Source organism: Rubinisphaera margarita, assembly GCF_022267515.1.
Lineage (GTDB): Bacteria > Planctomycetota > Planctomycetia > Planctomycetales > Planctomycetaceae > Rubinisphaera > Rubinisphaera margarita.
This window is the reverse complement of sequence record NZ_JAKFGB010000009.1, coordinates 740,494-765,890: the sequence shown is the minus strand read 5'-3', so window position 1 is coordinate 765,890 and position 25,397 is coordinate 740,494. Positions and strand designations below refer to the sequence as shown.

Annotated in this window: 16 protein-coding genes; 8 read left to right on the top strand and 8 right to left on the bottom strand. The window is 60.0% G+C overall.

Annotated features, from left to right (window positions below; genetic code table 11):
* The first annotated feature begins 32 nt into the window (after positions 1-32).
* Both L1A08_RS06295 and L1A08_RS06290 read left to right on the top strand, forming a co-directional pair.
* On the top strand, positions 33-3,188 hold the full coding sequence (locus L1A08_RS06295) for a DUF1553 domain-containing protein (protein ID WP_238755441.1): 3,156 nt from the start codon (positions 33-35) through the stop codon (positions 3,186-3,188).
* Positions 3,189-3,260: 72 nt separating this feature from the next.
* Positions 3,261-4,670, top strand: a complete 1,410-nt coding sequence (locus L1A08_RS06290; RefSeq protein WP_238755644.1) for a DUF1501 domain-containing protein — start codon at positions 3,261-3,263, stop codon at positions 4,668-4,670.
* Between the two features lie 557 nt (positions 4,671-5,227).
* Here L1A08_RS06290 and L1A08_RS06285 read toward each other — a convergent pair.
* The 6 genes from L1A08_RS06285 to L1A08_RS06260 form a co-directional block, all read right to left on the bottom strand.
* Positions 5,228-6,397 carry a beta-ketoacyl-[acyl-carrier-protein] synthase family protein gene (locus tag L1A08_RS06285; RefSeq protein WP_238755439.1) on the bottom strand — a complete coding sequence of 390 codons (1,170 nt, stop codon included), beginning with the start codon at positions 6,395-6,397 and terminating at the stop codon, positions 5,228-5,230.
* Positions 6,398-6,439: 42 nt separating this feature from the next.
* The gene (locus L1A08_RS06280; RefSeq protein ID WP_238755437.1) at positions 6,440-6,607 is read right to left on the bottom strand and encodes a hypothetical protein; all 168 of its coding nucleotides are present in this window, start codon (positions 6,605-6,607) and stop codon (positions 6,440-6,442) included.
* Between the two features lie 108 nt (positions 6,608-6,715).
* The gene (locus tag L1A08_RS06275; protein WP_238755436.1) at positions 6,716-7,228 is read right to left on the bottom strand and encodes an HYExAFE family protein; all 513 of its coding nucleotides are present in this window, start codon (positions 7,226-7,228) and stop codon (positions 6,716-6,718) included.
* A 106-nt stretch (positions 7,229-7,334) separates the two neighbouring features.
* The gene (locus L1A08_RS06270) at positions 7,335-8,210 is read right to left on the bottom strand and encodes an SDR family oxidoreductase (RefSeq protein WP_238755433.1); all 876 of its coding nucleotides are present in this window, start codon (positions 8,208-8,210) and stop codon (positions 7,335-7,337) included.
* Between the two features lie 109 nt (positions 8,211-8,319).
* Positions 8,320-8,898, bottom strand: a complete 579-nt coding sequence (locus tag L1A08_RS06265; RefSeq protein WP_238755431.1) for a hypothetical protein — start codon at positions 8,896-8,898, stop codon at positions 8,320-8,322.
* A 426-nt stretch (positions 8,899-9,324) separates the two neighbouring features.
* Complete coding sequence (locus L1A08_RS06260) at positions 9,325-10,221, bottom strand: DUF58 domain-containing protein (RefSeq protein WP_238755430.1); 897 nt, start codon at positions 10,219-10,221, stop codon at positions 9,325-9,327.
* A gap of 801 nt (positions 10,222-11,022) precedes the next feature.
* Between L1A08_RS06260 and L1A08_RS06255 the strand changes: the two genes are divergently transcribed.
* Positions 11,023-13,089, top strand: a complete 2,067-nt coding sequence (locus L1A08_RS06255) for a tetratricopeptide repeat protein (RefSeq protein ID WP_238755428.1) — start codon at positions 11,023-11,025, stop codon at positions 13,087-13,089.
* Positions 13,090-13,140: 51 nt separating this feature from the next.
* On the opposite strand, the gene L1A08_RS06250 is transcribed toward L1A08_RS06255, so the two are convergent.
* On the bottom strand, positions 13,141-13,533 hold the full coding sequence (locus L1A08_RS06250) for a hypothetical protein (RefSeq protein ID WP_238755426.1): 393 nt from the start codon (positions 13,531-13,533) through the stop codon (positions 13,141-13,143).
* Complete coding sequence (gene mch, locus L1A08_RS06245) at positions 13,530-14,483, bottom strand: methenyltetrahydromethanopterin cyclohydrolase (RefSeq protein ID WP_238755424.1); 954 nt, start codon at positions 14,481-14,483, stop codon at positions 13,530-13,532. Before mch ends, L1A08_RS06250 begins: the two co-directional genes overlap by 4 nt.
* A gap of 450 nt (positions 14,484-14,933) precedes the next feature.
* Here mch and L1A08_RS06240 point away from each other — a divergent pair, with 450 nt between their 5' ends.
* From L1A08_RS06240 to L1A08_RS06225, 5 genes are all read left to right on the top strand, one after another.
* On the top strand, positions 14,934-17,099 hold the full coding sequence (locus tag L1A08_RS06240; RefSeq protein ID WP_238755421.1) for a flagellar basal body P-ring protein FlgI: 2,166 nt from the start codon (positions 14,934-14,936) through the stop codon (positions 17,097-17,099).
* Positions 17,100-17,230: 131 nt separating this feature from the next.
* A complete protein-coding gene (gene smc, locus L1A08_RS06235) occupies positions 17,231-21,088 on the top strand; it encodes a chromosome segregation protein SMC (protein ID WP_238755418.1) in 3,858 nt (1,285 codons plus the stop codon).
* A gap of 389 nt (positions 21,089-21,477) precedes the next feature.
* A complete protein-coding gene (locus tag L1A08_RS06230; RefSeq protein WP_238755416.1) occupies positions 21,478-22,725 on the top strand; it encodes a hypothetical protein in 1,248 nt (415 codons plus the stop codon).
* A gap of 59 nt (positions 22,726-22,784) precedes the next feature.
* Entirely contained in the window at positions 22,785-22,919 is a 135-nt protein-coding gene (locus L1A08_RS22715) for a hypothetical protein (protein WP_261362732.1), read from the top strand.
* A 283-nt stretch (positions 22,920-23,202) separates the two neighbouring features.
* Positions 23,203-25,377 (top strand): terpene cyclase/mutase family protein, encoded by a 2,175-nt coding sequence (locus tag L1A08_RS06225; protein WP_238755414.1) that lies wholly within the window; start codon positions 23,203-23,205, stop codon positions 25,375-25,377.
* The last annotated feature ends 20 nt before the right edge of the window (positions 25,378-25,397 follow it).

Genomic DNA, 25,397 nt, shown 5'->3' with positions numbered 1-25,397 from the left:
TGCGACTCTCATCTACGAAGAACGCTTTAGCCATGTCGAACAGCCGCTCTTATTTTCGCATCGCAGGTCCAACCGCGACTCTGCTTGTTGCTGTCATTCTTCTCAGCCAGCCGTTCGCGGCGGCAGTCGCTGGTGTTGACTTCAATGAACAGATCCGCCCGATTCTCTCGGACAAATGCTTCTTCTGTCATGGTCCCGATCCAGAAACCCGCGAAGCCGATCTCCGGCTCGATGTCCGGCAGGACGCGATCGACTATCTGGCGATTGTGCCCGGTGAGCCGGCCGAGAGTGAACTGATTCGTCGGATCGAAGAGACCGATCCCGAGTTGAGAATGCCGCCGCCCCACGCGAAACGATCGATCTCGCCAGAAGAAATCGCTCTGCTGAAGCAGTGGATCGCCGAGAAGGCGCCTTATCAAGAGCACTGGTCGTTCAACCGACTGGAGCCGACGGAAGTCCCCAGGCATCCCGACAGCGACTGGCCGGCCAGTGAGATTGATCAGTTCGTGTTGAAACGAATGCGGGAGAAAGGACTGGAACCATCGGCTCCCGCGCAAAAGGCGGCTCTGCTCCGCCGGGTGACATTCGACCTCACTGGACTGCCGCCCACGCTGGAGGAACTCGACGCCTTTCTGGCCGATGAATCGCCAAACGCCTACGAGAAGGTCGTCGATCGCCTGCTCGCCTCCCCCGCTTACGGCGAACGAATGACAGCCGAATGGCTCGATGTCGCCCGCTACAGCGACACGTATGGCTATCAGGTTGACCGCGATCGTTACGTCTGGCCGTGGCGAGACTGGGTCATCCGGGCCTTCAATGCGAACAAGCCTTACGATGAGTTCGTGACCGAACAGCTCGCCGGCGATCTCCTGCCGAACGCGACCGACGATCAGATCCTGGCAACCACCTTCAACCGCCTGCATCCACAGAAGGTCGAAGGAGGCAGTGTGCCGGAAGAGTTTCGCGTCGAATACGTCTCCGACCGCACGCAGACCGTGGCAACCGCGTTTCTGGGACTGACCCTCGAATGTGCCCGCTGTCATACGCACAAGTACGACCCGCTCACGCAGACCGAGTACTATCAGCTCTCGTCGTTTTTCGACAACATCGACGAAGCCGGGCTGTATTCGTATTTCACGAACGCCGTCCCGACGCCGAACCTTCTGCTCGCCAGTGACGAGCAGAAGGCGAGCATGGCTTCTCTCCGCGACAAAATCGCACAGCAGGAACAGGAACTTGCCGATCTCGAACAGCAGACTCCCCCCGGCTTCAAAGCATGGTGGGACAACTCGCGTCCGCTGAAACCCGAACCGGTCCTTCTCGAAGAGTCAACTCCCGCGCCCGCGGCCGATCCGGAACTGATCCCCGGCCGCATCGCTCATCTCGATTTCGAGGAATGGAAGGACAACAAGAACATCGCGGTTCCCGGCGTGAAGGGACAGGCCATCAAGCTGACAGGGGACGATGCGGTCAATCTGGACGTCGGCAACTTCCAGCGGTTCCAGCCTTTCAGCGTCGCTCTGTGGATGCAGACCCCGGACGTGAAGGAACGAGCCGTCATCTTTCATCGCTCGCGGGCCTGGACCGATGCGGCCAGTCGCGGTTATGAGTTGTTGATCGAAGAGGGTCATCTGGCTGCGTCGCTGATTCACTTCTGGCCCGGCAACGCGTTGAGCGTGAAGACAAAAGAACCGATCCCGACCGGCGAGTGGCTGCATGTCGCGGTGACTTACGATGGTTCCATTGAAGCGGCTGGTCTGCAGATCTGGGTCAATGGCCAGCCCGCCGAGCTCGACGTCGTCCGCGATGAATTGACCAAGAACATCACCGGAGGGGGCGGCGACAACATCGCCATCGGCGAACGCTTCCGCGACCGGGGATTCAAGAACGGACTGGTCGACGAGTTCCAGGTCTTTGAACGGGAGTTGACTCCGCTCGAAGTCGGGCAACTGCACGATGGAACGTCGCTCGTCAACCTCCTGCAGCAGCCGCTCGAATCGCTCGGCAAGAAAGAACGCCGGCTCATGGAGGAGTACTATCGCTCCACCGTCGGCGAAGTCTGGCAGAAGAAGCAGGAGGAGTTGCGACAGGCTCGGCAGAAGCTGTGCGATCTGGTCGATCCGATACCTGAGATCATGGTGATGCGGGAGAAGTCCGAACCACATCAGACGTATCTGCTGCAGCGCGGCGTCTACGATGCCCGGGGAGAAGCGGTTGAATCGGCAGTCCCGGCTGCTCTGCATCCGTTCCCGGAAGACGCTCCCAGAAACCGTCTCGGCCTGGCCCGCTGGCTGATGTCACGCGACAATCCGCTGACCGCTCGTGTCACCGTCAACCGGTACTGGCAGATGCTGTTTGGTCAGGGAATCGTGAAGACTCCCGAGGACTTCGGAAGCCAGGGAGCCGTGCCGAGCCATCCGCAACTGCTCGACTGGCTGGCGCTCGACTTCATGACTCACGGCTGGGACCTGAAGCGACTCATGAAACAGATCGTGATCTCGTCGACCTACCGGCAGACGTCGCGTGTGACGGCCGAGTCTCTGGCCAAAGATCCGGTGAACATCTGGCTGTCGCGATACCCGGCTCATCGCCTGCCGGCCGAGATGCTCCGCGACAATGCCCTGGCAGTCAGCGGGCTGCTCGTCGACAAGATCGGCGGCGATCCGGTCAAACCTTACGAACTGGAAGACGCCTTCAAGCCGACTCCCCGCAGCAAGGGCGAGGGGCTCTATCGACGCAGTCTCTACACCTACTGGAAACGCACCAGCCCGGCTCCCGCGATGACGACGTTCGATGCCGCCAAGCGGGATGTCTGCCAGCTGAAACGGGATAAGACATCCTCGCCGCTGCAGGCCTTCATCATGCTCAACGGCCCGCAATACGTTGAAGCGGCTCGCAGCCTGGCGGAGCGAACGCTGAAGCAGCATCCCGACGATGTCTCCGCCGGGATCGAATCCATGTTCCGTCTGCTGACCGCTCGCGTACCGAGTGAGCAGGAACAGACGGTCCTGAACGAACTTCACGCCCTGAACGCGGACCACTTCGCAAAGAACCCCGAAGCCGCCACCTCCTTTCTGGGTATTGGCGACAAAGAGTTCGACAAGTCGCTGAACGCGGGACAACTGGCGGCCATGAGCATCGTCGCCAGCACCCTGCTGAACTACGACGAATGTATGATGCAGCGGTAAAGACGATCAGACCAGCATGCCCGCGCGAGAGTGGGCATGGCCCCCGACATCCGATGGGAATCTATTACCATGATGCCACGACGACATTTCCTGCAGCAGTTCGGAATGGGACTGGGAACGATTGCACTCGGGGACATGCTGAACCCGGTTTCTGCGAACGCGGCCAGTGCAGATGCCGTTTTGCAAACGCTGCATCATGCTCCGAAAGCCCAGCGGGTGATTTATCTGTTTCAGTCGGGCGCTCCGTCGCAGATGGATCTGTTCGACTACAAGCCGCTCCTCAACGAGAAGCATGGCGAGCAGCTGCCCGACTCGGTGCGCGGTCAGCAGCGGTTGACCGGAATGTCGGGCAACCAGTCGAGTTTGCCGCTGGTCGGGTCGCCGTTCAAGTTCGCTCAGCACGGCGAATCGGGACTCTGGATGAGCGACCTGCTGCCGCACACCTCGAAGGTCGCCGACGAACTCTGCGTGATTCATTCGATGTACACCGAAGCGATCAACCATGGCCCCGGCGTTACCCACATGCAGACCGGCTCGCAGTTCCCGGGACGACCGAGTATCGGCGGCTGGCTCAGTTACGGGCTGGGCAGCGAGAACGCCGATCTGCCGGCGTTCATTGTGATGACAACGCGCGACAAGAAAGGGCAGCCGCTCGTTTCCCGGTACTGGGGCAACGGCTTCCTGCCCGCCCGTCATCAAGGGGTGCAGTTCCGCAGCGGCGGCGATCCGGTCCTCTACCTGCAGAACCCGGCCGGGATCAGTTCGGACACGCGTCAAGGCATGCTGCGGGCGCTGAATCGACTTCACGAGATCGAGAAACAGGAAACCCTCGATCCGCAGATTGACACGCGAATCGCCCAGTACGAAATGGCCTTCCGGATGCAGACTTCGATTCCGGAAGCGACCGATCTTTCTTCAGAACCAGAGCACATCTTCGAACTGTACGGCGAGCAGGCGCGAGAACCGGGGACGTTCGCGGCCAACTGTCTGCAGGCCCGCCGTCTGGCCGAGCGGGGTGTCCGCTTCATTCAGCTCTATCATCCCGGCTGGGACCACCACGGTGGACTCCCCGGCGGCCTCAGGACCCAGTGTCAGGAAACCGATCAGGCCTCCGCGGCTCTGATCACCGATCTCAAGCAGCGCGGACTGCTCGACGACACTCTCGTCATCTGGGGCGGCGAGTTCGGTCGCACGAATTACTGTCAGGGAAAGCTGACCGCGAACAGCTTCGGGCGCGATCATCACCCCCGCTGCTTCAGTCTCTGGATGGCGGGAGGCGGCGTCAAAGGGGGCATGAGTTACGGCCAGACCGATCCGTACTGCTACAACATCGTCGAGAAGCCGGTCCACGTTCACGATTTTCACGCGACGCTGCTCCATCTGCTCGGCATCGACCACGAACGCCTCACCTACCGTTATCAGGGCCGGGCCTTCCGCCTGACCGATGTGCACGGACACGTGGTCGAGGAGATTCTCGCCTGACTAGAGACTTCGACGATCCTGACACGAAGTGTGAGAGCTTATTGACGTTGGCGTTAAGGCGACTGAATGTCCGAAAGGGTGGCACAGACAATCCTCAGTCGATGTCGATTTCGAAGACCTTACGGGTGGCCCTGATAGCTGTGCTATCAGGGCGGCGAAGCCGTAGGAGAATTCAGCTGTAGCGTGCCTCGACTGACAGCCATCCACTGGTATTTCACATGACCACAACAATTTTTGATTAGACGTCAAATCCCACTTCGCCTACGGCTGCGCCGCCCCGAAAGAATCTTTCGGGGCCACCCCTGCCGGTGACACAGGGGCATTCCGACAAAGCTGGCTTCTACTGAGGAATGTCTGTGCCACTGACTGAAATTGACGGGAACATCTGATGTTACTCACGGAGAGGGTACGAATCTTAGGCACCTAGATCCGTTTACTTTTTGGTGGAACCGTTCGGTCCGCGAAAGAAGCAGCGTTTCAGGCGATTCAACGCTCATTCGCGGACATCCGGTAGAGCGATCCGCTCTAAGTGCACCGACGCGACATTGCGCCTGCGTCTAATTCCCGGTTCGTTCGCCGCGGGTGATGAGGGCGGCGCTGTGGTGGCCGCCGAAGCCGAGGGAGATTTTGAGGCCGCAGTCGATGCTCGCCGTTAACGGTTGTTTCAACACCGGGCGGATGGGACAGGCGGGATCGAGTTCTGAGAGATTCCAGACCGGCGGGAGAATTTGATCGCGCAGGGCCAGCAGCAGCCATGCCAGTTCCATGCTGCCGGCCGCCCCGAGGGGATGACCATGGGCGCCCTTGCTGGCAGTACTCCACGGCTGTTGATCCGGCTTCCCGAAGACGCGGCCGATCGCCGTCGCTTCGCTGAGGTCGTTGGCCGTTGTTCCGGTGCCGTGCAGATTGAGCACATCGACGTCCGACGTCCGGCGCCCCGAGCGAATCAGCAGATCACCCAGCAGCCGCGTCAGCACACCGGCCTGCGGATCGAGCTGGGTCATTCCTGAAGGATCGTTGTACTGCAGAGCGCGTTCGAGGTATCCATAGGCCGAGCCGGCCGGCTGCCAGGGCGCTTCGTTGCGAGCCAGCACGAACATGGCGCCGCCGGCTCCGATGACAAACCCGGAACGATCGCGATCGAACGGACGGCAGGCCTGTTCGGCCGGGCGATCCTCGCGGGCCAGCACCCCAAGGCGGCGGTACGAATAGCGGACGAAATCGTTGATCGAGGCATCGACACTGCCGGCGAGCACCAGATCACACTCCCCCTGCTCAATCAGCTGAGCCCCGCGAATCACGGCATCAAGTCCGGTTGCGCAAGCGGAAACCGGACAGAGGGCCGGGCCGGTCAGCGGGTATTCCTGCAGGATTCGCTGCAGCGGAGCCGAGGGCCAGAGCGAGGGAAACGGATGAGGACTGTCCGGGCGGTACAGTTCGAGCGGGCCCTTGCTCGTGCCAACCACACAACCCCAGCGGTGTTCCTGAAAGGTGGTGGGATCGGTCCAGCCGGCGTCGGTCAGCGCTTCCTGGACGGTGGTGAGAGCCAGTTGCTCCGGCAGCGTCAAATTGCCAGGCAAATCGCACGCCCCCTCAGCGAGTGGCAGGGTCGAAGGAACCGGCGAGGAATTCTGCGGGCGGCAACCGGACAGCAGTGTCTGCCAGCTGGTTTCGCGGTCCACTCCCAGGGGGGTCCAGAGTCCGATGCCGGTCAGGGCGACTGTCATGGGATCGCGTTCACTCGCCGCAGCGCTCTGGAGACCTGAAGATCAGCGGCGGTTGGCCGAACGGCAGACGGCGAACAGCGTCCCGCCGATGGCGGCCAGGACGAGGAGCAGATCGATCCACGGAATGCCGCCGCCCGTATTGGAAGACTGTGCAACCACAGGACCGATCACCATCAGTCGGGAAATCAGGGCGGTGGTTGTCAGTAACATCGTGGCATCCCGTTAAGAGTCGCTCAAGCCGTTCTCATAAAAGGTGGAGCCGTCCGGCCCGCGTCAGGAAATGTCCCTCGACGCGGTGCTCCGATCGAGCGACCCGCTCTAAAGCGCCGTCGCAGAACCGGAGAGTACGGTTTCCAGAGGGAACCGGCAATCGCGGAACGCCTCTTTTGGCACCCAGACCGTCTGCCACCGGGGTGACCGCTGTTTCATCACCTGCCGATAGTCGTCGACCCAGACGCCGTAGAAATCATACCGTTTCTCACGGAAATTGACGAACGAACGAGACCCGGCTCCGGCAGAATTGAGTTCCGATTCGTAGGCAAAGACCAGCAGACTGCGGAAATCGCCGCCGAAGACCTCCTGCCATTTGGCCAGACACTCGATATCTTCGACCGTTGCCCAGTTCTCCCAGCGGCGTCCGCCCGTCCGGCGGCGGCCTTTCACATCGACCAGCAGATTCGTCGATCCAGGCGAATAAACGATGAAGTCCATCGATTTCAGCGAAACATCCGCCAGCAGGGCCCGCCGCGACTCGTCGACCGCGACGTAAGCGGTCCGCCTCTCTCGCAAATACGCCTCAAACGCCACATCGTAATGGTTCGATCGCAGCATCGGCGTCTGCTCCTTCTGTTCATCCGGTCAACGCAAGTTTCCTGTACCGATGCTATCGGGCGACTGAACTGGAGTCAATCTGTCCGAAGTCGTGACGCAGGGTCCGTCAGACTTCGAGTTGCAGGGCATCGACGAGGCCCTGTTCGATCGTCGGGAACCGCAGTTCCGGCACAAGTTCGGCCTGCAGACGCTGATTGGAGCAGCGCTTGTTAAGTCCGCGGTCTCCTTTCGGATCGTCTGCTGCGGCATCAAAGACCGGTGCGGCCGTATTCAGCAACTCGGCCAGACGAGTGTAGTACGCCCGGCGGGTAACCGGTTCATTGTCGGACACCAGATACAACGAATGGGGCAACTCCCGTCTGGCCGCCCCGATGACCGCCTGAACCGCGTCCTCGACGTGGATGAGATTGAGCCAGGCGTCCGGATTGCCAGCGAATGGCGTTTTCTGCTCCAGTTGCTCGGCTCGCGCCAGCAGCCGCTCTGGGCCGTAGATGCCGGCCAGACGGAGAATCACCGTGTTCGCCCGCTCATTGAGAAGCTGCTCGGCTTCCAGGCAGATCTGTCCATTCTCCCGGGCCGGTTCGCAGGCGGAGGTCTCATCGACCGTTTCGCCGTCGGTTTGTCCGTACACGCTGGAGCTGGAAATATGAATCAGTCGCGACTGCTCCGGAAGTGCAGCAACCAGATTCCGCAGACCTTCGACGTAGACCTCCCGCATCGACTGGTCCGATTGTCGGTCGTAACCGACCGCGTGCAGGACCGCTTTCGCGGGCGGGAGCCAGCTGAGCGTTTTCGGATCGAGGACGTCGCAGACGATGGGAAGAATCCCCTTCGCGACGAACTCCGAGGCTTTCGCCGGGGAGCGGGTTGTTGCCGCGACCGAAAGTCCCTCTTGTTGCCATGCGGCCGCGACGCGGCTGCCTAAATATCCACAACCGACGATGAGCCGGTCGACTTCTGCCTTGAATTCTGAATCGTGCATGACCCGATTGTGGGAGAATCCCCCGGGGTGTCAATGCTGGGGGTTAGGCGATAGACGCTGGGCGTCAGGTGGTAGGCGCCAGGGAGAGGCAAAAAAACACCTGCGGCAGTCAGTCCTGGCGGAGCTGGACGAGGATAGCGCGTTCGAGTTCGAGGTCGCGGCCCTGGGGAATCCAGCCGGAGGGGCGGGACTGGCCGAGGACGGGTGTCAAATCGCGTTTCAGCGGGGAGGTTTCCTGAAAGGTGGCTCCGCCCGGCGAATTGGCGGTCAGGGCGTCAATATCTTCCTGCTCCTTGAGCGCGACGACCTGGATTGCGTATTGCGGGTGCTTGCCTTCCTTCACCGGCGTGACGGTCACGACCACCTTGCGACGAATCGATTGGAGCGTGCTTTCGAGCCGGTTCTCCCAGCCGACCGATTCCCGATGCCACGGCTCCAGGAGTCCCGAGCCGACCCGGTAACGGGTTTCGATCGTGCGGGCCTGACGGTTTTCGCGTTCGATTTCAAAGTGAAAGGCGTGCAACACATCGATCGAACGCTCCCAGGCGTCTTCCTGCGAAGCCGCCGGAATCACGAGCGGATTGGCGATCGGAGCGGCGTCCGCACCACGTAACGAGTCCCCTCGCGAACGCCACTTCTGGGAAGAGCATCCGGAGAAGATGGAAAACAGAATCAACAGGAGGAACACGCGCGTCACACCATGAATCACATCGGAAAGGACAGAAACCAGCCACCAGACGGCAGTGGAGAGCGCGGAAGTGTGCCTGATCAGCCGATTTCTGACAACCCCGATTCCGGGATGCGTTGGGCTTGGGGAATGAGTAGGACTCACGCCAAGCCGCCAAGGCGCAAAGGAAGAGGGAGACTTCTCCAGCAGCAGAACAAACTGGTTCATGTCGAGCTGTCGGCGAGGATCTAGAGAAAACCTTTCTCGGCTTCTTTGCGGCTTGGCGCCTTGGCGTGAGGCCTGAGAAACCGTCGTTGGCCGAATCGCACTGGCGAGACGCCAGTGGCACCCAGGAAGCGTTCCGCAGCGAAACGCTCTCGTCTCCCCCCGACGATCCACTGCAACAAAGCACGTCAGTGCCTCGCCAGTGCCTCGCCAGTGCAGTGTTTAGAAACGGGCCTGGCGCTGGGAGAGGTATTCGACGAGGGCTTTGTCGAAGCGGAGGCTGGTGTCGAGAGGGACGTAATCGACGCCCATCGTGAGGCATTCTTGACGGTACTGTTCGCGGAGAGCCTGCACGGCGTCGAGATAGTCCTGACGAATGCCGGAGGCGTCGAACTTCATCTCGTCATTGGTTTCCGGATCGCGGAGAGCGACCGAGCCGCTGAAGGGGAAGCTGACCTCGGCTTCGTCGAGAATATGAAAGATGATGACATCGTGCCCGGCGTGCCTCAGCCGTCGCAGCGACTGCATGACGGGCTCGGGATCGACCAGCAGATCGGAAAAGAGCATCACGAGGCTCTTGTGCCGAATCATCGGGGCGAACAACTGCAGAGCCTGGGCAACATCGGTTGTCCCGGTCGGTTTGGCCCGGGCGAGCAGGGCCAGAATACTGGCCAGCTGAGACCGCCGGCTCTTGGCTCCCAAAATCGTCTGCAGTTTCTCGTCGAAGGTGACCAGCCCGACCGGATCCTGCTGGTGGATCATCATGTAAGCCAGTGCAGCCGCGAGGGAAACGGCGTACTCGAACTTGGAGAGTTCCTGCCGGAAGGTGTAGCCCATGCTTTCCGAAAGATCGAGCAGCAGATAGCCGGTGATGTTCGTCTCGGCCTGGTATTTCTTGACGTAGTACCGGTCGGTTTTGGCGTAGACGAGCCAGTCGATGTCCTTGGGATCATCGCCGGTGGAGTATCGGCGGTGTTCGCTGAATTCGACGCTGAAGCCATGAAACGGGCTGGCATGCAGGCCGCTCAGAAAGCCCTCGACAATGAAGCGGGCCCGAAGATCGAGCCGGGCGACATTGCGGATCACTTCCGGTTTCAGATACTGCTCGGCATTGGCCATGAGGTGTCTCAGCTGAAAGAGTGCGGTCCACGCATCTTACAGGATTGTCCGACAATTCGTAGGCTGGAACGAGGCCGGCTGCGCGTCGGACGTCGATTTCCCTCACTGACGTTTCGGGTTGGGAAGTGTGCAGACTGGGAGAGTTTCAGGCATATCACGGACGGGGGATGACGTCACAAGAGTTCGCGCCATGGATGCGATTTCGTCGGGACCGGATGATTTCGCTGAACAAGACGCGGATGGTGCGGCCTCTTGTCGCTGGCGCGACCCGCCCGCCGAGGCGGACGGGCCACCCTGATGTCCGGAACTCTCATGAGATGGTGTCTTCACTGGAGTCACGTCCTTTGACGCACAGACAGGAATGTCTGTGCCACCCTGCTGGCGTGAGAGAGGGCCAGCTGCGCGTCCGACGTCGCTCTTCCTCACTGACGTTTCGGGTTGGGAAGTCTGCAGGCTGGGGGAGTTTCAGGCTTGTCACGGGCGGGCCACCCGTTCTATCTCGACCTGAAGCGGAGGGGTACGGCTGTGTTTCTTCCAGCCTGCAAATGGACGGCTACGGCATCGGGCCGTGAGTGCCGGCTACGGAACTTCCTGGAGGAGGCCTCTGTAAATTTTACAGAAGCGGGCCTGATTTGGGCTCTGGGGAGCCGATTTGGCACTCACCTCGACACCCGGCCGCCATTTCCGTTATACGACGCGGTTGCAGAGCCGATTCCGGCTCATCATGCGCTCTAATCTGACGATTTCGGTTGATGTTCGACCGTCTCATGAACGACCTGTTCCCCGATCCGTGGAACGATTATGAAACGATCTCTCCTGATTCTGGCCTGTAGCGGCTGCCTGCTAACTGGCTGCCAGTCTGCAAACACGAATCCCATGAGCTGGGCCCGGAATCCGTTTCGGCCGAAGTCGACGCACAGCTTCGATCAGACCGCGGAAGCCAGCCGGGTCATTCCGGCCGCCAAGCCAACCGGAACCGGTGATGCCTTCGCCAAGGGAGAAGCCGATCTGAAGAACGGGAACTACAAATCAGCCCGCAAGCATTTTCTGGAGGTCGTTCAGGCCGATCCTGAAAACGGAGCGGCCCATCACCGACTCGGATATATCGGCGATAAGCAGAAAGACTATCAGGCTGCAGAGATTCACTATCTCGCGGCTCTTCGACTTGAACCGGACGATGCCAACATCGCCTGTGATCTCGGCTACTCGTATCTGCTGCAGAATCGCACCAAAGACAGTCGCCGCTTTCTCGAGAAGGCGCTCAAGATCGATCCGAATCATCAGGCCAGCCTGCTGAACCTCGCCGGAATTTTGGCCAAAGAAGGCGATTACGACGGGGCCCTGGCTCTGTTCCGTCAGGCCGGTCCCGAAGAAGAAGCCCAGGCGAATATCGCTCGCCTGTTCCCCAAAGGTCGCCCCGCGGGCGCTGATCAAATGCAGCTGGCCAGCAACAACCGGCCGCAGGAAGGTTCCGGTAACCGCGACGGACAGCAGAGCTTCCAGCAGTTGCCCGTAGCGCAGAACCCGACGACTCCCCGGAAGAAGCTGCCCAATGATATTTCGCAGCTCGATCCTCGGGAAATCCCGGCCGATCAGATCAATAATGTGTTCGCTCAGATCGACGCCGAGTTCGAGCAGCAGCGTATGCAACAGCAGAGTCGCCCTCAGCAGAAACCAGCCCCGACTCAACAGGCCGCAGCGATGCCTAACGTCGCTCAAAACATGCCGTCCTACCAAGGGCAAACCCGGCAGACCTCATCGGTTCCCGGACATCTGCCCATGCAGTCTCCACAGCAGGTTGCTCAGAATCAGCCGGGAAGCACTCCGCAGAACCCGGCGGATCAGTTGCCGCAATCTCCATACATGCAGCAGATGCCGCAGACGACTCCGATCGCCAGCCAGCCGGCGACTCCGCCCGCTCAGCAGCCGCAGACGCCTGACCCGTACGATGACTATGCGATCGTTGGCCTGACTCCGAATACGGAAACATCCACGGCTCAACAGACGCAGGCCGCGGTACCGACTCCTCCGGAAATGAACACACTCCCGGCGACCCGCATGCCTGTTGGCGGGGCGCCACAGTTGACCAGTTCCAGTCTGCCCGGACACCCCCCCGTCAATACCGTGCCTTACAATCCGGCTGGACGCGGTTCCGCCGCTTCTTCGCCTCAGCAGGATGTGATGTCCATGGCGCTGCAGATGGGCATGAACGCCGGCCCCGGTCAGATGTTCCCCGTTCAGACCACTTCGGGCGCTCAGAGTGGCACGTCCGTCGCGATGCCGGGCAGCCAGCGGCCGCAGATCGAAACCGAACCGATCACCACACCGCTCGCCGAAGCGACCTCGCCCTCCATGCCCGCGATGAATGCGCCGCAGATGCCCCCAGTCCAGTATGGGCTGCATCAACAGAATCCGATCGCCGATCCGAGCGGCACCGGTGTGCAGCAGGTGAATGGTCAGCAGGGCAACAACGTTCAGGCGGCATCTGGCACCGCGATTCGCGACTGGCCGCATACGCAGACTCCCGCCACGCCGACTCTGAACATGCCACAGAATGGACAGAACGCACCGAGCCCGTCGAACACTCCGGCATCGAACGGAAACACGCCTTGGCTGGACTCGTCCTCTCAGCCGAACGGAGATATCTGGGGACAGACGACCCCGCAGATCGAACCTGCCGGGAACACGCCACAGCAGTGGCCTCACTCTCCGCAGGCTCACAACGGCTCGAACACGAGCGAAGTTGTCGTCCATCGTCGCGCCACGCCGCCGAGCACCGTTCCGACAAACCCGTCGTCCCAGAACGCGCCCGCGAACCAGCCCCTGCCGATGAGCTCGCTGCCTGAGGTGGTTCCGCAGTACCGTTAAACGAGTGTTCGGAATTCCGGCGAGGGATTCACGCTCGGGAGCGACGCGAGCTTACTGCATCACCCGTAGCAGTTGATTCAACTCGGCTCGAATCCGCACCGATGAGGACTCGTCGTTCAGGAATTCTTCGGCGTTGAATTTCAGATCGCTGGCGAGCTGTTCGGCTCGCTCGGAACTGCAATGTCGCTGCAGTTGACGCACCAGGGTCGCGAACCCTTCATCTCGGGCGACTTCGGCGGCGGTTTCGTGCCGACCAAGCAGATGATGCGGAGCCGTCCGGGCGACAATCTCCCGGCACGCATTCGCAGTTTCGAGATCCCCGCGCTGGCAGGCGTGATGCATGGCGAGGACGAGAAATCGATCGCGTCCCGGCTGCTGCCCTTTCTGATGGGCGGTCGCTGCCAGAAACAGCAGATTCAGCAGGTCGCGGTCGTGGATGCTCATTGGATTCCAAATGATTTCCGCAGCAGGTCCTCATTCACATCGCCAAAGCACTGCACATTCCCGGTTTCGATGTTCTGAAACACCACCTGAGCGGGACTGAAGAGCAACGGATCGATCTTATAAAAGTCGCAGCCGACGGCTTCAAAGATCTCTTTGAACGGGCGGCCCGAATCGGACGAGGCACACGACGGAACCTTCGGCCCGATTTCGGCAATCGAGTCATCATCCCCGCGAACGTAAAACGTGATGCGGCCGCCGTACAGAATGGCATCGTTGGTGCGTCCGATGGCGGTCAACGTATCGGCTGCGACCGGAGACAGAGGAGCTGTGCCGACCGCCGAGTGAATCCGATGGACGTCGAAGCCGAGTTCGAACAGTTTATGCATCCCCGTTTCGACGGCTCGAGCGTTGATCTGCAGACTGCCGGCGATGCTCGATGTCGAAGCGGCCAGCAGAATCAGGTTTCGCGGCTCGACCTTGGCCTTCGTGGCGATTTCACGCACGATGCGGGAGTCGGGCAGTTTGTCGGTCTCCAGCACGCCGACGCTGCAGTAGAACTCTTCGGTATAGCCGAGGCGGTGAAACAGCTCTTCCCGAGCCGCATTGGCCCGCATCGGACCGGACCCCATCGCGAAATAGTCATCAACACGCACTTCCCAGCCCGCATACTGGCTGTAGAGGCAGGCACTGACGGGAAAATCGGACGTGAACTGCACGATCGGCCAGTTCACCGAGCCGATGGATCCGGTGTGCAATGTGACGTCGGCCTGGTCGGAGGTGCAGACTTTGGCCAGCAGAATGCCGGCTGACAGACTGCCCAGTGCGTTCACGCCAAAATCGAGAACGCGTGCTCCGCAGTCGAGCTCTTCGACTTCGACTCCCAGTTCTCCCGGGTTGTCCACGATGTTGTCGACCAGATCCCAGGCACGGGCATTCAGAATACGGGGCATAGCGCTGTGGTTTTTCTCTCGGGCCAGGGACGCAATTTCGAAGCGGCTTATCTTCGCGACTTCGCCGAGGGGAAACAAGCGAAGCGTTCGCAGCCGGAGCGCCACATGCGGTCAGACGTGTCATTTCTACATTTTCACAGCCGAATTGAGCGCAATTCGTGTCTTCCGGAAACCGTTTCAGCCTTGAATGGAGACATCTTGACCGGATCGGCGGCGTCACGTACGTTCTGCATCCCACCTTTCCGGGACGAAGGGTCCGTCAAGGACTCCACAACCGTCCCACCTGTCTGATGATTGAGTGTTTTTGTCCTTGCCAGGTGAGCAGAACCGGACATCCGTCCGCGGCTCACAGGCAAAGCCGACCGGCTTCGGCCGATCGAACTCCTGTCCCACCTTGAACAGTCTGCTCCTCCCCTCCTTTCGAGCAGCCCATTCCCCGCAGGATGATTCATGTCCGCATTCCGCCCCGACTTTGATGTTCCGGCATCGGCTTCGATCCTGAAATCGTTTCTTCGACTCCGCTGCCTCAGCACGGTGTCCAGAACGCGACTCGTCACTTCCCTGCTGCTGATGCTCTGTCTCGGGCTCACCGGCTGCATGGAGATGAACCTGATGACGCCGGTCATCCAGTCGATGAAGTTCAAGAGCGCGGCTAAGGACGACAAAGACAATTCCTTTGAAGACGACTTCAACCTTGATGGACCGGAAGAAGTCCGCCCGCCGTTTATCGGCGATTACGTCGTCGTTTCCGGGTTGAACCTGGTCGTGCTTGAAGGGGTCGGTCTCGTTACCGGTCTCGACGGAACCGGCGGTGACCCGCCTCCGTCTCAGTATCGAACCCAACTGCTGCAGGACATGCGGCGTCGCGAAGTGGAAGATCCCAACCGCATCATCAGCTCGCCTTCCACCGCTCTGGTGATCGTGCGGGCGTATCTGCCGCCGCTGGTCGAACCGGGCGAAAAGTTCGATGTCGAAATTCGAGTGCCGGAAGGTAGCACGACAACAAGCCTGAACGGCGGCTGGCTGCTTGAATGCAGTCTGACTGAACGGGCGATCGTCGCCGGCCGCGGCGTTCTCGAAGGTAAAGAACGTGCCCGGGCTCAGGGCCCGATTCTGGTTTCGACTGGCGAGAATGACTCCAACAGTCTGCTGCGTCGCGGACGCATCGTCGGCGGTGGTGTCGGGATGGAAACCCGCGACATGACCCTGCTGATGAAGAACGACTACCGCAGTGTTCGTAACACGACTCGTATCGCCGACAAGATTGGCGAGCGGTTCTTCAGCTACGACCGCTACGGACATCGCGAGCCGCTGTCGAAAGCCAAGACCGATCAGAAAATCGAACTGCGGATTCATCCCACCTACAAAGACAACTTCCCCCGTTACATCCAAGTCATTCAGGCAATCGCTTTCCGTGAAACCGATGTCGAGAAACAGGTCCGTATGGAGCGGCTGGAGAACGAGCTGTTGATTCCGGAACGAGCCGAACGGGCCTCCCTGGAACTGGAAGCTCTGGGACCGGAAGCGATTCCGACCCTCAAGAAAGGGCTGGAAGCCCAATACCTGGAATGCCGTTTCTATTCCGCGGTCGCCCTGGCATATTTGGGTGAGCCGGCTGGCCTGGAAACCCTTTATATTGCCGCTCGGGATGAACCCGCGTTTCGCGTGTTCGCTCTGGCCGCGATGACGGGTGTCGAAGCCGGCGAAACCTTCGTCTATCTCCGTCAGCTGATGGACGAACCAATCATGGAAACCAAGTACGGTGCGTTCCGCTGTATGACGACCATCGACGACAACGAGCCGTTCGTGAAGGGCGAGCTTCTCAACGAACAGTGCCGACTGCATCCGCTCGACGTCGCCGGGGAACCGATGATTCACCTGACACATCGTCAGAAAGCCGAAATCGTGCTGTTCGGAGCTCATCAGGAGTTCCGTACACCAATGGCGTTGAACGCTGGTCCGCACATCATGGTCAACTCGGCTACCGGTTCCGACGAAGTCGTCGTCAGCCGCTATCGCGTTGGTCAGAAGGATCAGCGGAAGGTTGTTCCGCGTAGAATCGCTGATGTGATCCGGGCGGCTGCCGAAATGGGAGCCAGCTATCCAGACCTGGCCCAGATGTTGGTTCAGGCTGAACGACAGAAGAATCTCCCGGGCAAAATCGGCATCGATATGCTGCCGGAAGCCGGTCGGTACTACGAACGTCCCGATGCTCCCGGTGAATCCGGCAAACCGGGTATGAAGAAAAAGAAGACGCGTGTCGGACGCTCCAGCATGGCTCCGAACCCGTTCACCAAGGGAACGGACGAGGAAGACGCTGTCAGCACGAAACCGCTGATGACCGAAGAACTGCTGCAGGACGGCACTCAACCAACGGAATTCGGCGATGAGACCGAACCGCAGGAAGATGTCGAACCGCAGGAGGAACTCGATCCAGCCGGTGAAACTGCGACCGAAACCTCCGACGCCCCGCCAGCTCAAACGTCCGAGCTTCCCCCGCAGGAGGCTCCCCCGACGGAAAGCGAAGGCTTCAGTCCGCTGAAGAAGCTCAAGCAGCTGATGAAGCACGAACGAAACGGCGAAATGTTGTATCCCGATGTCGAGGAAGAGGAGTGAAGCAAAGCCTGTCCTTCGTGGCGTGAGCTCCGAGCTGATGCCATCTGTAATTGCCGATCCCGGTTCGGGAGGCTGACGATGCTCTCCCGTCTGCCTCCTGCCGGGATCACGTCCTTGCCCAGAAGTCTGTCATGTTAAAGTCCCTGGAAGTCTTTGGCTTCAAGAGCTTCGCCGACCGCACTACATTTGCGTTCGCGCCGGGGATTACGTGCGTCGTTGGTCCCAACGGCTCGGGCAAGAGCAACGTTGTCGATGCGATGAAGTGGCTGCTGGGAGACCAGAGTCCCAAGTCGCTCCGCGGCAAGGCCATGGCCGACGTCATCTTCAACGGTTCCCGCTCCCGCAAGCCAAGCGGTCTGGCCGAGGCCACGCTGACCTTCGACAACTCCCAGCAGATTCTGGCCACGCCGTATGAAGAGGTCCGGATTACCCGCCGTCTGTACCAGGGGGGCGATTCGGAATACCTGATCAACGGCGAAACTTCGCGGCTCAAAGACATTCGCGATCTATTCATGGGCACCGGGGCGGCGACCTCCGCGTACAGCATTATTGAACAGGGTCGAGTGGGACAGGTCCTGCAGGGGAATCCGTCCACACGTCGCGTCCTGTTTGAAGAGGCAGCCGGGATCAGCCGCTTCAAATCCCGACGCATCGATGCCGAACGAAAACTCGAACGGGTCTCGCAGAACCTGCTGCGACTCACCGACATTGTCGATGAAGTCGAAACGCAGCTGCACGCCTGCCGCAATCAGGCCGGCAAGGCGGCCCGGTATCGGGAGTTGACTCGCGGTTACGACGCGCTCCGCCTCGGACTGGCAGCCGATGACGCCCGGATCCTGTTCACGAGACTGCGGGAGATTTCGGGCCAGACGAATGAGGCTCAGGAAGCACTCTCGAAAACGCAGAAGACACAGGCCGATCTCGAAGCTGAACGGGAACAGCTGCGCAGCCGCTTCCGCAGTGCCGATGAAATGCTGCAGGAAACCGAGGCCAAACTCTCGACTCTGATGCAGCAACGCTCGAGCGTGCAGACGTCGCTGCATCATCAGTCGGAACGCGCCCGGGAAATTTCGGGAGAAGCCGATCTGCTTCGCAAGCAGCGCTTCGAGCTCAAACGTCGCGTCCACGATATCGATGAAGAGATCGCCTCCGAAACGCAGCGGCGGGAAGACGTGCAGTCGGAGATGGATCGCAAAGTCGCCGACCAGGAAGCGGCCGCCAACCAGTTGCGGGAACTGACCGAATCCATCGAACAACGCCGCGAGGAACAGGCCGAGCAGCGCCGCATGCTCGTGGAACTGCAGCGGCAGCAGGCTACCGCGGAAAGCCATCGGAAACATCTCGACAGTCGCCGCGAAACCATCCTCGCCGCGCGGGAGAGACTGTATCACGAACGGGAAGCAGCTGACGTCGAGATCGAACGCATCGGGCAAACCGTCACTGAAGCGACCGAGGTCTATCAGGCCGCTGCCGATCGACACAGCGAACACAAGCGAAGAATCGATGGCATTCAGAAGCGTCGCCAGGAACTGGAGCAGCAACTCGCCACCATCAACGCCCGTCAGGCGCTCGATCGTGAACAGCGAAGTGCCTGGGAAGCGCGGCTCGGTCTGCTTGAAGACATGGAACAGCGGCAGCTGGGACTCAGTCTTGGCGTGCAGGAGATTCTGAACCGGGCCCGCAAAAGTAATCTGTCGCCGTGGAAACACGTACTCGGAATTCTGGTCGACTTCTTCGAATGCGATCTCGAAGACGCGGCCCTCATCGAGATCGCTCTCAATGGTGGCTCGCAGATGATCGTGGTCGATCAGCTCCCGCCGTTTCTGGAATATCTTGAACGTCACAACACGCAGTTCGAAGGCCGGCTCGGCTTCGTCGAACTGCCCCGTCACGTGCAGGAATGGAATCCGGAGCAGCACGAGTTGCTCGGTGAATTCGAACAGCAGCACAGCGAACAGGATGGGCTCCTGGCACGAGCCGATCGACTCGTACGATGCGATGACCGATTTCGTCCGCTCATCGAGCAGCTCCTGCGATCGACATGGATTGTCGATGGATTGACGACTGCCCGGAGGCTCCTGCTCAACGCGCCGGCAGGATCACAGTTCCTGACTCAGCAGGGCGATCTGCTCACGCCGAATGGGATCGTGCACACCGGCACCATCCAGGCGGAAGGCTCCGTCGTTTCTCGTCGTTCCGAGATCCTGCGGATCAAGCAGGAACTCCTCGAACTGACCCGTCACATTGAACGGCTCGATCGAAAAACAGAAGAGCTGGGCGACGTGCTGCTGCGTCTGGACGAAGAACTCGCCAACGCCCAGATGTGGATGGAATCGCAGACCGCTGAACTTTCGGAACTCCGGCAGCAGGTCCAGAGCCGGCATAACGAACTCGATTTGGCTTCCCGGGAACGGGCCCGAATCGACAGCGACTACACTTCGGTCGAACAACAGCTTGCGTCCGTTCAGCACGAACAGGGCGAACAACTTGAAGAACTCGATCAGATCGCCGGTCAACTGGAGTTGCTGACATCGCAAATCGAGCAGTTCGATCACGATATGCGGCAGGCCCGCGAACACGAACAGGAACTCGCGGCTCAACACAGTCACTTCAAAGTGGAATTGTCGAAAACGCACGAACGTCTGGCTTCGATAGACGCCGTTTTGACGCGACTCAATAAAGACAGGCAGCTGCGCGAGGCCCAGTATGCGGAAGCGATCTCCCGGTTGGAGAATGCCCAGCAGAAAGAAAAACGGCTCGAACTGCAGATTCTCACGGCTCAATCGCGACTGGCCGAATACTATCTGATCGGCGAACAGCTGCAGGTCGAAGTTCAGCGGGCCCGGCGGCAGCGGAACGAGATCCAAATCCGTCGCGACCGCAGAAACGAACAGCTGCGGCAGTTGACGGACCAGCGTCGGGAAGAAGAAGAGCGGGTTCAGGATCTGCGGATCGAACTCCGTGATGTCGAGACGGAGTTGCAGGTCCTCCGCGATAAACTCTTCGAAGAGTATCAGCTCGGCGTGCAGCAGATTATTGATCTCGGGTTCTCTGCACGCAAGCCGTTCGAGGCCATGCGCCGCGACGAAGAAATCGAAGCCATCGACTTCCCGCGACCGGAAATTCAGGCCGCCGTCGCAGACAAAGAGACAGACGCCGATGCTGAAGCCAACGACGCAGAAGGCGACTGGACCGAGTCAACTCCCGAAGGATCGATCGAGAATCTCCATGAACTCGACGTCGAGAGCACGCCCTGGCCGTGGCTGGAAAGCGAACATGATTTCGCGGAATCGCGGGACGCCATCGAACGCGAAGTGCAGAGGCTGCGTAAGAAAATTAAATCACTGGGTGCGGTCGACCCCTCCTCTCTGCAGGGGCTGGACGAACTGGAGTCGCGCTATCGTCATCTGAGCACACAGCTGCAGGACCTGAAGCACGCTCAGTCGACGCTGGAAGACATCATTCGTCGTATTAATACTGAGAGCAAACGCATCTTCATCGAATCGTTCACGGCCATTCGCTCGCAGTTCCAGGAGCTGTTCCGACAGCTGTTTGGCGGGGGCGAGGGCGATGTGATTATGGAAGATGAATCCGATCCGCTCGAATGCGGTATCGAAATTGTCGCGCGTCCTCCCGGCAAGGAACTCCGCAGTATCAGCCTGTTGTCTGGTGGCGAGAAAACAATGACAGCGGTCGGTCTCCTGCTGGCGATCTTCAAGAGTCGCCCGAGTCCCTTCTGTATTCTGGACGAATGCGACGCCGCTCTCGACGAGGCGAACATCGACCGCTTTGCCGGGGTGATCAAACAGTTCCGCGATAAAACTCAGTTCATCGTCATTACGCACCGCAAACGGACGATGACCGCAGCCGACCGGATCTTTGGCGTGACAATGGAAGAAGCCGGTGTTTCCAAGAAGCTGACCGTCCGCTTTGAAGATGTCGGCGAGAATGGCGAGATCAACAGCTCGGACAAGAACCGGGCGGCTTAGAGCATTTTCCGGCTTCCCCTGCAGTCGCCTGGGCGCTGATCCCCTGCCATGCTGAGTCTGCTCCTGCAAACGCCTGCAGTCGAATTTTGAATTTGGCTGAATCCTGTCGGCAGAGCGTCCTCGGGGAAAACCGGCGAAACTGCTAAAGCATGGGCATTTCCCCGATACCGATTTCGCGATCCTGGGAATCCGTATTTGCTCTCTGAGCGACCAGAGGGCGGGCGACTCGATTCCCCATCGACCAGCCGTTCACTCGCTTTTGCGAACAAGTTCAAGTAATCGCAGCATCTCCCCCAAGTTGCCACTGAATGGAACAGTGCTTGCTCGTCCCCTAAGCACGCCATATCACCACGGCAACAAGGTATCTAGAAAACACTGGGAGGGCTGCCATGACAGAACACGTACACGAACAACCGGAACACCTCAGCACGCGAGACGTCGCATACCGCCATCGTCCCGTGCGGGTGGCGGACCCCGGACACCCCTTTGTCAGCTGGGGGGCGATCTTCGCCGGGCTCGTCATTTTACTGGGACTGAGCTGGCTGCTGCATCTGCTCGGTCTGGCCTTTGGCGTCAGCGTGGCCGATGCGGCCGATACGACTGAAGGACTGCCGACCGGAGCTGTGATCTGGATGGTCCTCAGCTGGATGATCGCGTTTTTCGTGGCGTCGCTGGCAACCGCTCGACTGGCGGGATTCATTGATGATGTCGCCGGAATGCTGCATGGTTTTGTCGTCTGGGGCCTCGGCACCGTAGCGATTCTGGTTATGGGCTGGATGGGGGTCTCGAGTCTGCTGCATACCGGTCAGCAGGTGGCCTCAGCCGCTGCTCAGGGAATTGCCGCAGTCGGTTCGGGCACCGCATCGGCTGTGAGCTACACCGCTTCTGGCGTCGCCTCGGCTACGGAAGCCATCACAAGTGAGTTCGGGGGTCAAATTCAGGATCGGCTCTCCGATCAGGCTGCTGAGATCGCTGCCAACTCCTCAGGTCAGCTTTCGGCTGCAGAAATGCGGAATGTGATCTACAGCCTCGACGACCGGACAATGCGTCGTGTCGTGCTCGATCTGACCAACAACGATCGTGAAGGAGCCGCTCAACTGCTGGCGGACACGACCGAGCTTTCACAACAGGACGCCCGCGCTCTGGTGAACTCGGCATATCAGGCTCTTGAAGAGCAGATCGGCAACCCGGAAAACGAGGCGAGTCTGACGCAGGATCTGAAGAATCAGTTCGCTTCAGGTGTCGACGGTTATGTCGCCACGCTGGATGCTCGCGGTGGTCCGGAAGTGACTGAACAGGACGTCCGACGAGCCGTCGCCAGCCTGGATGGGGAAGCCGTTCAGGGGATCGCCTCTCGTCTCGCCGCTGGGGACTCGAATGGTGCCAAACGCATCCTGGTGCAGAACACGAGCCTGTCGACCGAACAAGTGAATGATCTGTACGAAGGAGCCATGAATGGCATTGAACAGGAAGTCGAAAAGTATCGACGGGAACTGAACCAGGCCGTCGAAGCGGTTTCCACCTACACGTCGCAGTTGCTCTGGGTCGCCTTTGTCGGTACGGCTCTGGCCCTGCTGGTTTCGCTGGGCGGAGGCTGGTTGGGTGCAGACACCACCCGCCGTCTTCACACCAGCTAATTCCGGTGACAAGTAACCGACAACTTCGATTCCACATCCTGACTGAAAGGTAATACATCATGCGACTGGGTCTTTTTGGAGTTATCCTCGCGATCCTTCTCATCGCCGTGCTGGTTGACAGCGTGGCCCTGGGAGGAATCGGCGGCCTCGTGCTGCTCATCCTGCTGATCATGCTGCTTCTGGGCCGCGTGTAGAATCCGCAGCGACAATCTGAACATGTTGAAAGCCGATCGGGAAACAGGAGTTCCGGTCGGCTTTCTTTATTCAGGCCTCCGGCGCCTGGCATCAGCCGTTGGGAAGGGCAACAGCCCTCCCGTGAAATCCTGAACACCTCGCCTGACGCCCCACGTGAAATTGGGCGTGCGTTCCGATCCCCGGTTCACTATATTGCCGGGCGTTGCTGCCGGAGGTGTCGCCCTGGATCGGACTGAGCGACTCTCTCTGCAGCGCACCGATTTCAGCATGGAGCGAAAAGAGATGGAGTCAGGACGACAGGACGCACGGTTTCTCAGGCACGACCAGGAACACACGCTCGAACAGGCCGGACTGCAACCCCGCACGGAGTTTCCCACCCAGACGACAGCAGACTGGACTCCGCTGGGACGGGCGATCGCCAACACGGTCTCGTTTCTGAATGATCAGCAGCACCCGGAAGGCTACTGGGTCGCCGAACTCGAAGGAGATACGATCCTCGAGTCCGAATACATTCTGCTGCTCGCTTATCTGCACGAAGAAAAGACGCCTCAGGCGCAGGCTGCTGCGCGCTACATTCTGGAGCAACAGGCTCCCCACGGCGGCTGGGCTCTTTACCCCGGCGGCCCTTTGGAAATCAGCGCGTCGGTCAAGGCGTACTGGGCTCTGAAAATCACTGGCCATTCCCCGGACGCCGATTACATGGTGAGGGCTCGCGAAGCGATTCTCGCCGCCGGCGGAGCCGAGCAGGTCAACAGCTTCACCCGCTACTACATGGCGCTGCTCGGGTTGATCAGCTATCGGCAATGCCCGGCTGTCCCGCCGGAGATCGTCCTGTTGCCGAGATGGACCCGCGTCTCGATTTACGACATGTCGGCCTGGTCGCGGACGATTCTTGTTCCGCTGAGTCTGCTCTGGGCCTACAAGCCGGTCCGCAAACTGCCTGAACAGATGCAGATCGAAGAACTGTTCATCAAGTCGGCCCGCAAGCTCTCGGTCTGCAACGATGTGACGACCAAGATCGACAGCATGAGCTATCGCAGCCGGATTCCCTGGGCCTGGATCTTCCGGCAGTTCGATCGCGCCTACAAAACGTTCGAACGCCTGGGCGATCCTCCCTATCGACAAAAGGCCATTCGCGTCGCGGCGGGATGGATGCTTGAACGGTTCCAGAACAGCGACGGACTCGGTGCGATTTTCCCGCCGATTGTCTGGTCCCTGGTCGGGCTGAAATCGCTTGGCTTCGATGAGGACTCTCGCGAAGTGCAGGAAACCCGCCGGCATCTCGACGAACTGATTCTCAAGGGACGTTCGAAGAAGCACACGGAACACGAAACGATTCGACTGCAGCCCTGCCATTCTCCCGTCTGGGACACAGCAATTGCGACAGTCGCCATGGCGGAAGCGGGCGATGCGGAATGCCGCGGCAGTGTCGAAGCCGCTTCGTCCTGGCTGCGTTCCCAGGAAGTTCGCTCTTACGGCGACTGGAGCATGTCCCATCGCATGGTCGAGCCGAGTGGCTGGTGCTTCGAATACAACAACGAGTTTTACCCCGATGTCGACGACACGGCGATGGTTCTCATGGCCCTCTCCAAGAGTCTGCCGGATAACCTGCACGCCGACTGGCTGGCCGAACTGGTTCCGCAATCGGAGTCACGGACCGAACCCCGGCTGTCGACCATCGTTTCGGGCAAAGCGAATCATCTGCAGGCGGCCATCGGCGATGTTTCTCGACTGCAGCCAAGTCTCGACTCGTTCCGTCGCGGCGTCCAGTGGCTGCTGTCGATGCAGTCGAAGAACGGCGGCTGGGGAGCGTTCGATTCCGACAATGATTTCGAGCTGCTCACGCGAGTCCCCTTTGCCGATCACAACGCGATGATCGATCCGCCGACACCCGACATTACCGCTCGCGTGCTGGAAGCCCTGGCGATGCTGGGTGTGAATCCAGAGCACGCCGCGATCAAGCGGGCCATCAGCTTCATCTGGGAGCATCAGGAACCGGATGGCAGCTGGCCGGGTCGCTGGGGTGTGAACTATATTTACGGCACCTGGCAGGTGCTGGTCGGTCTGACGGATATTGGCGTTCCCAAAGACGATCCACGAATTCTTCAGGCGGTCCGCTGGCTCAAGACGCATCAGCAGTCGAACGGGGGCTGGGGCGAAACGCCGCGTTCATACGACGAGCCGGAGCTTCGCGGCACCGGGACGGTCACGCCTTCGCAAACCGCGTGGGCCCTGATGGGTCTCATTGCCGCTGGCGAATCGCGATCAGCTGCGGTCAGCGACGGCATTCGTTATCTGATCGAATCCCAGCAAGCCGACGGAACCTGGGATGAGCCGGAGTACACTGGAACAGGATTCCCTCGTGTCTTCTATTTACGTTACCATTATTATCGAGTCTACTTCCCCTTAATGGCGTTAGCCCGCTATCGTCGGGCCATTTCGCCAATCGCCCGGTAGGATCGATCCGGCCGCGGCTG